Genomic DNA, 10656 nt, shown 5'->3' with positions numbered 1-10656 from the left:
CCCCCTTGAATACAGAGCTAAAGCCGCTTAAAATCGTTTTTTTATTTCCACTGTCTACTTGACAGGGGGCAGTTCAATCGTACTGTGACCTTTTTATTTATATGGTGTCCTCTTCATTCTTCGTAAAAGTTAGATTTCCCATTTACCCAATATTCAATCGGACCATCTTCCTGTATACGATATTTTATTTTTTCACTGTCAAAGGCCTTCAGCAAACTATCTTTGGCCAATTCCTGCTTGACATCGAGCTCAATGAAAAATTTTTGGAGAAGGAACGGGTCTTTCGGATTGTTTTCAGTCAGATAGGTGAGAATGATAATGCGTTGTTCGAAAACACCTAGCAGATCCTGGTTATATTCATAAAAACCAGCAGGCACAGCCAATTCCTTTACCTTGGCAAACAGTTCAGCCTGCTTTGTTTTGGCCTCCTGAAGACTAAAGATTCTATTCTCCCGAATATCCCCCAATATCTTCGAGCTTTCCCTATTATATCGTTGCTCCTTTTTTAAATAGGAGATAATCTTTTCATTTTTTGGGCCTGCCAGATTCATCGTTAACATAGAGGAAAACAATATTAGTAGAATAATTCCGAGGGCTGCAAATATCCAGTTTTTATGTGTGTTTGTTTTAGCTGGAATGGGATTTTCGCTCATCAGTTGGTCCCTGTAAGAACCATTTGCTCTCAGTTCCTCCAGCTCTTGTTTGACTTTTTGTTGGGCAGGAGTCAGCACGATAGCACCCCAATTTCTATTTAGACTACTATTATCCTACTACAAAAGTAATAGTATAATCCATTAATTCCCTGAACTGTTTTAATGAAATAATTTTACAAATATAGATATGACACGGAAACTTCATACTTTACGAATTATTATGGAATTTTTTTCTAGTACTTTTGAATTATTATTATATTAGTATTATTTACAATATTCAGACTAAATGGTAGAATTTCAATCAGACTCTTCTGAAAATATAAAAATATGAGTCTATTATTAGGGGGGATACATAGTGAAGAAGAACTACGGTTTAAAGGTATTTTCCAGCATCGCAGCTTCCACATTAGCCGCATCGGCCTTATTTGCAGCGCCGTTTGTTGGGACAAAAGGAGCACCCTTTTCAGCCAAACCAGCGTATGCTGCTGAGGTCCAATCGGCTCCGGTTGATTTGAACATCGTTGATCAGGACAGGCTCGCCAAAGCTTTACAGGAGCGGGGGCTGATTTCAAAGGACGCTTCTTCTCAGGAAGTAACGAAGGCTGTGAAAACCTATATCAAGCTAAAGCAAGGAGAAAAGCCTAGCAAGGCAGACAAGGCAGTTACAAAAGAACAGCAGGTAATGGACAAAAAAGCAAAAGACTTTTTAACCCAGCAAAAGGACAAGCTTTCTGCTCAGCTTAACAAAGGTCACGAAAACTTTAAAAAAGGTAAGCCGACTGGCGCAGTTAAAGTAGACTCTGCCAAGCAGGTAGCATATAACGGGGATGTTCGTGAAGATAAGGTTCTTGTGCTTTTAGTAGAGTATGCTGACTTAAAGCACAATAATGTAGAACAAGAAGCTGGATATATGTACGCAGATGACTTTAACAAAGAACATTATGAAAAAATGTTGTTTGGCGATGAAGATTTCACTCTCTTCAACGGAGACAAGATTAAAACATTTAAACAATACTATGAAGAGCAATCAGGCGGTAGTTACACCGTCGATGGTACGGTGTCCGATTGGTTGACAGTACCAGGAAACGCTGCTGAGTATGGCGGTGACAGTCCAGCAGGCGGCCATGATAATAAACCTGGCACAAAAGGAGCCCGCGGACTTATTAAGGATGCACTAAATGCAGCTGTGGCATCTGGAATTAATTTGGCAGATTATGATAAATTCGACCAATATGATCTAGATGGTGATGGCGACCGTAACGAGCCAGACGGTTTAGTTGACCACTTAATGGTACTACATGCAGGTGTAGGCCAGGAGGCTGGCGGCGGAGTAGTTGGAGATGATGCGATTTGGTCACACCGCTGGACATTAAATGGTGTTTATCCTGTCGCTAACACTACAGCTGCCGTAGATTACTGGGGCGGTAAAATGGCAGCTTATGACTACACTGTTGAGCCAGAAGACGGAGCAGTTGGCGTATTCGCACACGAATATGGCCATGACTTAGGGGCTCCAGATGAGTATGATACACAATATACCGGCAATGGCGATACGGTTGCACAATGGTCGATCATGAGCGGCGGTAGCTGGAGCGGCCATATTGCCGGAACACAGCCGCCAAGCTTTTCACCGCAGGTGAAAGAATTCTATCAAAAAACAATCGGTGGAAACTGGGCGAATATTACAGAAGTAAACTATGATGATATCGATCAAAACGGTCTGGCTGCAGTCATCGACCAGAGTGTAACGAAGTCGAAGAATCCCGGAATCGTGAAGGTTAATCTTCCTGCTAAAAAAGTTCCTGGAATCCAGCCTGAATTTGGAGCGAAATACTATTATAGTACAAAAGGTGATGACCTAGATACGGTAATGGAAACACCAGAATTTGATTTAACAAACGCAAGCAGTGCAAGTTTTGACTTTAAAGCTTTCTATGAGGTCGAAACAGATTACGATTATTTGAACGTAACAGCTGTTGCCAATGATGGTTCAGAAAAAGTAATCGATGTAATCGGGGATGACTCGGACGTGGTCCGCAGCGGTTCAGCATTCGAATCTACTCAAGGTAAGTGGGTGGACAAGTCCTATAACATGAGCGAATTCGCCGGTAAAAAAGTCAAATTGGTATTTGAATATGTAACCGATGGAGGCCTTGCACCAGACGGATTCGCACTCGATAACCTGCAATTAACTTTTGACGATAAGGTTGTATTCTCAGATGATGCAGAGGGAACTCCTCAAGTCACATTAAACGGTTTCGAAGTATCGGACGGCTGGATTAAAAAGCCACATTACTATTACCTGGAGTGGAGAAACTATGCCGGAGCCGATAAGGCCTTAGCATTCTCTCGCGGTGTTAAATATAATACTGGTTTAGTAGTTTGGTATGGTGACGATACATTTACTGATAACTGGGGCGGCGTTCACCCTGGTGAAGGCTTCTTAAGCGTCGTCGATGCCCATCCTGAAGCAATTGTAGGTACCCTGAATGGTAAACCTTCCATCAGTCAAAGTACAAGATACCAAGTGGCGGATGCTGCGTTCTCATTGGATCAGGCACCTGCATGGACGATTGATTCTCCGTCCCGCGGTCTTTTTGAATATCCAGGCCATCCAGGCGTCACAGCATTTGATTCTACAAAAACATATATGAACAATATGATTCCAGATGCTGGGGTAAAAGTTCCGGCGCAGTACCCGCTTAAGGTCCAAGTCATTGGCGAAGCGAAGGATAACTCTGCTGGGGCAGTTTGGGTTCATAAATAATAGTGAGGCATCGGGCATTGCTCGGTGTCCTTTTATGTAAACATACAGTTATTGATATACTTTATCGTTCACACCAAAGCAGCAGGTACACACTCATTCACATTCGTAATTTTGTACGTTTATGAACAAGGGGCAAAGGTTGTTTTTGTGCTTTAAGTATTAATTATAAGATATATAATGGAATATATATTAAAAAAAGTAACTTTTTTGACAAGTATTAATTCGAAGGAAAGGTGTGTAATAAATATGCAAAAGGTAAGAAAGGCCATAATCCCCGCTGCTGGTCTTGGAACCAGGTTTTTGCCAGCTACCAAAGCTATGCCTAAAGAAATGTTACCAATTGTTGATAAGCCAACTATCCAATACATAGTTGAAGAAGCGGTTGCATCCGGCATTGAAGATATTATTATTGTAACAGGTAAAGGTAAGAGGGCAATAGAGGACCACTTTGATTATGCATATGAACTCGAACAAACTTTACTAAATAAAGGCAAATTGGATTTATTGGACAAGGTTCAGGAACCTTCAAAAATGGTGGATATTCATTACATTAGACAAAAAGAACCAAAGGGACTAGGACATGCAGTTTGGTGTGCAAGAAATTTCATTGGGAATGAGCCTTTCGCAGTACTGCTCGGAGATGATATTGTTCAAGCTGAAACTCCTTGCTTAAAACAATTAATGCAGGAATATAATAGGACCCATGCTTCTGTTATTGGAGTAAAAAGGGTTCCGGATAATGAAACCAACCGTTACGGTATAATTGATCCGATTGAACAGGCAGGGTGTTCATATCAAGTAAAAAACTTCGTTGAAAAACCGGAACTAGGTACTGCACCTTCCAACTTAGCTATAATAGGAAGATATATTTTTACTCCTGAGATTTTCATGTTCCTTGATAAACAAGAAGTAGGGGCAGGAGGGGAAATTCAGCTTACGGACTCCATTCAAAAACTGAACCAGATACAACGAGTGTTTGCGTATGAATTTGAAGGAAATAGATATGACGTGGGGGAAAAGCTTGGTTTTATTCAAACAACTATAGAATTTGCGCTTCAGAATGAAGAATTAAGATATGAGCTATTAAAATTTTTAGAGCAAAAGTGTGATATTAAATAAAAATTTAGTAAAAAAACTATATAAATAAAATTTTCCACTAGATTACCAAAGCTCTTTAATGTATTTTTAAAAGAGCTTTGGTTTTTTATTTTTGGAGTCTGACACAAAAAATTCATATAAAAAATTAGGAATACATTTACATTTGATGGACTATTTACTAGACTTGTAGATGATGTATAAATGTCACAAAAGTCAATTTTTATAATTACCAATATTTTTGGAAATATGAGTTCTTTAGAGCTTTTAAAATAATCGAAATCCCTGTTTATTTATAAATGTTTATTGGAAGTTAAAATTGTAAAAAATAAGGATGGTTACGATGGAAAATAAACAAAATAATAACGAAATTACTCAACCTGATTTTTACCATTTGTTAAAAAAAGCATATGATATTGGTTTGAAGGAAGAAAATATTACCTTAACAAGAATATTAGATGAGTTAAAAAATGACTTAAAACATATGCTAGTGAAATAGATTTATGCACAATTAATATAAAGTACATTTTCTTAAGTGATATAAATGAAAAAGGGTAGAATTCTTTAATTATTCAGGACTCAATAGGAGTAAAAGGTAAGTAGTGAAAGAAATGAAGGTCTATCCTTTTTTAATCCAAGTAAATGCAATTGGAGAATGTTATGAAGAAAAAACAATGAACTTGTATTTAACCAATTACATAGTGATATTATCAAAAATAAGTTAACCTTGACTTTTTAAGAGTATAAAAAAACCTATAGGAATTAGCAATTTCAAAATTAGTTAAACTAAATTAATTGCGGATTTACAAGGTGTAATAACTTTGAATCCGCTTTTTCTATGGTTGGAAATTTGATTTATTAGCTGCCTTTTTTTCTGAAATACTTTGATATATTTTTTAATAAAGTTTTTAGAGGTGAATCGAAAATATATAAGTTAAACACAATATAATTAATATAATATGTTAAGTATGGACAGAGAAACTAAAATGAAATATAAATGTCCTTATTTCGCTTTTTTTGAACAGACTTCTTTCTTCTTTAATAGTTGGTTATTATTTGTTATCCTTATAGATGTTGGAAATTCTATCTAATACAATCATAAATTAAACTCGTTGAAAAAAATGGGTATTATTTTGGAGGTTTATATGAAAAATGAACTAAAAGTCATGACGGTATTTGGAACTAGACCTGAAGCTATAAAAATGGCTCCCTTAGTTAAAGAATTAGAAAAGAATAACGATCAAATTAAATCAATTGTAACTGTAACAGCTCAGCATCGCGAAATGCTCGACCAAGTGCTAAATATATTTAAAATTGTTCCTGATTTTGACTTAAATATAATGAAAGACAGACAATCACTTATTGATGTAACAACTCGATGTTTAGAAGGATTAAATAAGGTGTTTCAGGAGGTCAAGCCGGATATTGTACTAGTTCATGGTGATACGACAACTACTTTTGTAGCAAGTTTGGCTGCCTTTTACAATTCTATTCCTATTGGTCATGTAGAGGCTGGACTTCGTACTAGAAACAAATATTCACCGTACCCAGAGGAAATGAATCGTCAGCTTACTGGGGTTTTAGCAGACATCCATTTTGCACCGACCGACCAATCCAAAGAAAATTTAATTCAAGAACATAAAGCAGACGAAACAATATTTATTACAGGGAATACTGCGATAGATGCATTAAAGACAACTGTTAGAGAAAATTATATTCATCCTGTTCTCGATCAATTGGGTAACAATCGATTAATCCTAATGACTGCACATCGACGGGAAAATACTGGAAAACCAATGGAGAATATGTTCCGTGCTATTCGCAGGCTTGTAGATGAGCATAATGATATCCAAGTTGTTTATCCCGTTCATATGAATCCAGTGGTACGTGAAATTGCTAATAGAATACTTGGAGAAAATAATCGGATTCATTTAATTGAGCCGCTTGATGTGATTGATTTCCATAATTTCGCTTCAAGATCTTACCTAATTTTAACGGATTCAGGTGGGGTTCAAGAAGAAGCACCATCCTTAGGGGTGCCAGTCTTGGTTTTAAGAGATACCACTGAGCGTCCAGAAGGTGTTAAGGCAGGAACTTTGAAGTTAGCGGGGACTGATGAAGACACCATATTCAATCTTGCGAATGAACTGTTATCTGATAAAATTGCCCACGATCTTATGTCAAAGGCTTCGAATCCGTACGGTGATGGACATGCTTCCAAAAGAATAGTGGACGCGATTCTTTATCACTTTGGAAGGTTGAAGGAAAGACCAGTGAATTTTTCAACAAATAAACAATGAAGAAATAAAGGTTAAGCATAGCATTCTTTAGACCCCCTAATGTAGTTGATATTAGTCCCAAACTACGTTTGGGGGTTTATTTAAAAATTTCCATTTGAATATTTACCTTGCAGATTTATTTTTGTTATGTTAGTCTTTTCTTTGTGCAAAATATGCTCATTAGAATTCAAATTTAGAGTTTGATTTAGTTTTATTAAAGTTATTTTGAACAAAATATTAGTGTCTTATTTTGTTGTATACTATTTAACTAAGGGGGAGAAAAATGGACTTTATAAATCATTATATAGTGCCCGTCTTTTTAGTAATTCTTGTAATACTTGCTGTATACGTTAACGTTTTGGCTATATATTATTTAATCTTAAGCTTTTTTGGTTTTGGCAAGGCAAAGCGTGACTATGAGATAATTGAAGACCAGACTAGGTTCTTAATTTTGGTAGCTGCTCATAATGAGGAAAAAGTAATCGGATCTACCATAGAAAACTTGAAAACCATTCAATATCGAGAAGACCTTTTTGATATATATATTGTAAATGACAACAGCACAGATAGAACTGGAGAAATTTGCGATGAACTGGGAATAAAATCGGTTGATACAAGCCAAAAGTTATTTCCAAGAGAAGGGGTAGGAAAACCTGCCGGATTGCAATATGCGCTTCGATTTTTAGGATTTGATAAGTTGCCTGAAAAATACGACTGTTTGTTAATTTTGGATGCAGATAATCATGTTGAACCCAATATTTTAAAGGAGTTAAACTCTCAGTATGTTGCAAAAGGAAAACCGGAAGCAATACAAGCTTATCTAGATTCGAAAAACTCAGTAACATCATTATCGTTAGGTTATGCAATGAGTTATTACGTTCAGAACCGTTTCTTCCAGTTATCGAAATACAGGGTTGGTTTACCAAACTCAATCGGTGGAACTGGGTTTATTGTAAAATTGGAATACCTTATGAAACACGGTGGATTTAGTTTCCGCTCATTAACTGAAGATATTGAATTAGAGCTTGAGATTGTTAAGGATAATGGGCGAGTACTCTGGAATCATTTTACTCGTGTTTTTGATGAAAAACCAGATGAACTAAAAATGAGTATAAAACAAAGAACTAGATGGTCACAAGGACACTGGTTTGTTGCGTTTACAAATTTTAAGCCGATGATGAAGAAACTGCTGACGGAAAAAGGGAAGCTTAGGATATTGGACCAATTATTCTATTTGTTCGGAATGGCGAAGGCGGTACAATTATCCATTGTTTTATTAGGAGTAGTTGTTTCTTTTATCTATAGTATTTTGGCTCAAAAATATATGGCCATTCCCGCACTTGGGGGAAGATTAATCCCGTTATTATTCGGATCAAGTATTCTCTCTTTAATTACTTTTTCTTATCAATTTTTAGGTATGATGTATTATGCCATTAAAGCAGATACGAATCATAAGTTCCGTTTCTTTTACATGACTTATTCTTTATTCTATTATGCGTACACTTTCTTTTATGCTCAGATTTTAGGGTTGATAAAGTGGAAACAGCAACATACATGGGTAAAGACCGAGCATAATAAGACTGCTGTTAAACATGAGAGAGAAAATACCTGATATTAATAATTTTATGCTTTTTAACAAGATTATAATGGGGAGGAGGATCGTATGAGGCTTCCTCCCTTTTTATCGTTATTTTTAAAACTCTTCTTGTTGTAATGTTTTTATATTTTTTGGTATCATAGCAAGATGGAATGAAACAATTAATAAGGAAAAACAAGAAGGATCCTGGTTTGGAACATCTGCTTGGAATGAATATAGAAGTGTTCAGGTGAAATTCCCAAGATTATTCGTCTTTACATACAGCTAATGGGTCCATGAACCCATTTACATATTTGAATATTGAAGACATTATATATATAGTTTTTCCGATTAATGCACAACCTAAAATGGGTACTATTTTTTGCAAGGTGTGTTTTTTAAGGATAATATTGGGAAATATAAAATCATTGGTGTTCTCTTTATTTTTTGGGGTATCATTATGTTAGTTAAATAAAATCTTACTTCAAATTAAAGATATCACGGAATAAAAGGTGATAAAATGAAAAACGATATTATGCAAAATGATAATATGAAATTTATCATGACAGTCGGTTATTCCGTCATTGTCTTTTTGGCTTTAATTGAAATTGTTTCTACCATCATTTTTTTTACAGGTGCTTCTATTACCAAATTGAATTTCTGGCTATCACTTGTTTTAACCCTTATATTAATTTTTGATTTATATAAGTCAGTTAATAGAAAAGTTAGTATGAAGATGTACTTTTTAAATGTATTGATTTTAGCGGGTATTTTTATAGTAGGAAGCTTTTTTGCAGCAAGGTTTTATGATTTATCTTACAATGGCCAAGGTTATCAGCAGGAAGCAATTATACAGCTTACACTCAATAATTGGAATCCTATTTTTGGCCATCCCGTTGACGTTATACACGAACTCTGGATTAACCATTCTCCAAAAGGACCATGGATATTATCTGCAGTGTTCTATAGTGTTACGGGCATGATAGAAACAGGAAAAGTGTTTAACTTTGTTTTACTAATCTCCTCTTTCTTTATTACAATTGGTACACTTACAAAGATATTTCCAAACTATCGTATAAAATCTATTCTACTTGCGTTTGTTCTTGCGTTTAACCCAGTTGTACTAACACAATTAACAAGTTTTTATATAGATGGTCAGATTTACTCATTATTACTCATTATCTTTTGTATGGTTTATCAATTATTTGATCAATACGGACTTTGGGAAATTGTTGTTTTATGCTTTTCTATTCTATTGTTGGTTAATATTAAATTTATGGCTCTGGTTTATGCTTGTGTCATTGTACTATGCTATTTATTAGGACTCATCCTGTTTAAAAAGAAAAGTATAATCAAAAGAATAATTTGGCCGGTTGTCATAACCTTTATTATTTCAATTGCAGTTATTGGATGCAATCCATTTGTAACTAATACGATTACGAAAGGTAATCCATTCTACCCTTTCTTCGGTAAAGATGCTGTTGATATTATGACAGCAAACAGCCCGGCTAATTATAATAACCATAATCAATTTATCAGCCTGGCACATTCTTTGTTTGCGAAATCTGAAAACCCTGTTACTCCAGAAAGCAGCAAGAAAAAGATGCCATTTACGATTAAAAAGGAAGAATTAGAAGTGTTTATGGCCCCTGATGTCCGGGCAGGAGGTTTTGGTCCATTATTTAGCGGAGCATTAGTTGTTACAGCATTACTATTTCTTATTTCACTTGCACTAGATTGGAAAAAGACAAGGTATATCATCTTACCAGGAATAATTTTGTTGATATCGGTTTTAGTTAATCCGGAATCTTGGTGGGCAAGGTATTCACCCCAAATATGGGTTGCCCCGATATTAATAGTTATCTTTGCCTTCCACTGCAAAAAGAAAGTTTATTCTCTCTTAGGATGGGGAATAGTGGCAATTATGCTAGTGAACACACTTCTGGTTTCTAAGTACCACTTTACCGAACAGAATAAATATAGCAGGCAAGTTGATGCCCAATTGAATGCTCTTGCTGCACAAAAGAAAGTAGTAGAGGTAAAATCAGGTAACGATTATTCAAATAGAATTCGATTTGAGGAGCGGAACATCAAATACAATATTGTTGATACATTAACTTGTGAAAAAAAGGAATCCTTTCCGTTTTCTGAAACTGAATATTGCAAATAAACATCAAACTGCAAAAAAGGCTAAGTAAACTTACTTAGCCTTCAGACTGTCGACAAATTCGAAAAAATTCGGGTTTGCTGGCAGTCTTTTTTGTATAATTAAGGTATAGAGATTTT

7 protein-coding genes are annotated in these 10656 nt (G+C 35.7%); 6 read left to right on the top strand and 1 reads right to left on the bottom strand.

Annotated features, from left to right (window positions below; genetic code table 11):
• Positions 1–113: 113 nt before the first annotated feature.
• The gene (locus KHB02_RS28400; protein WP_213144073.1) at positions 114–731 is read right to left on the bottom strand and encodes a hypothetical protein; all 618 of its coding nucleotides are present in this window, start codon (positions 729–731) and stop codon (positions 114–116) included.
• A gap of 277 nt (positions 732–1008) precedes the next feature.
• On the opposite strand from KHB02_RS28400, the gene KHB02_RS28395 reads away from it, so the two are divergent.
• The 6 genes from KHB02_RS28395 to KHB02_RS28370 all read left to right on the top strand — a co-directional run bounded on the left by KHB02_RS28395 (position 1009) and on the right by KHB02_RS28370 (position 10540).
• Entirely contained in the window at positions 1009–3420 is a 2412-nt protein-coding gene (locus KHB02_RS28395) for an immune inhibitor A domain-containing protein (RefSeq protein WP_213144074.1), read from the top strand.
• Between the two features lie 246 nt (positions 3421–3666).
• The gene (galU, locus tag KHB02_RS28390; RefSeq protein WP_213144075.1) at positions 3667–4539 is read left to right on the top strand and encodes a UTP--glucose-1-phosphate uridylyltransferase GalU; all 873 of its coding nucleotides are present in this window, start codon (positions 3667–3669) and stop codon (positions 4537–4539) included.
• 319 nt (positions 4540–4858) lie between these two features.
• Positions 4859–5014 carry a YwzD family small protein gene (locus KHB02_RS28385; protein ID WP_213144076.1) on the top strand — a complete coding sequence of 52 codons (156 nt, stop codon included), beginning with the start codon at positions 4859–4861 and terminating at the stop codon, positions 5012–5014.
• A gap of 646 nt (positions 5015–5660) precedes the next feature.
• Complete coding sequence (gene wecB / locus KHB02_RS28380; RefSeq protein WP_213144077.1) at positions 5661–6815, top strand: non-hydrolyzing UDP-N-acetylglucosamine 2-epimerase; 1155 nt, start codon at positions 5661–5663, stop codon at positions 6813–6815.
• Between the two features lie 262 nt (positions 6816–7077).
• Positions 7078–8406 carry a glycosyltransferase family 2 protein gene (locus KHB02_RS28375; RefSeq protein ID WP_213144078.1) on the top strand — a complete coding sequence of 443 codons (1329 nt, stop codon included), beginning with the start codon at positions 7078–7080 and terminating at the stop codon, positions 8404–8406.
• Positions 8407–8890: 484 nt separating this feature from the next.
• On the top strand, positions 8891–10540 hold the full coding sequence (locus tag KHB02_RS28370) for a hypothetical protein (protein ID WP_213144079.1): 1650 nt from the start codon (positions 8891–8893) through the stop codon (positions 10538–10540).
• Positions 10541–10656: the final 116 nt, after the last annotated feature.

This window comes from Neobacillus citreus (assembly GCF_018343545.2).
Classification (GTDB): Bacteria; Bacillota; Bacilli; order Bacillales; family Cytobacillaceae; genus Neobacillus; species Neobacillus citreus.
Note: the sequence above shows the minus strand (reverse complement) of the source record. Positions and strands in the feature narration are given on the sequence as shown.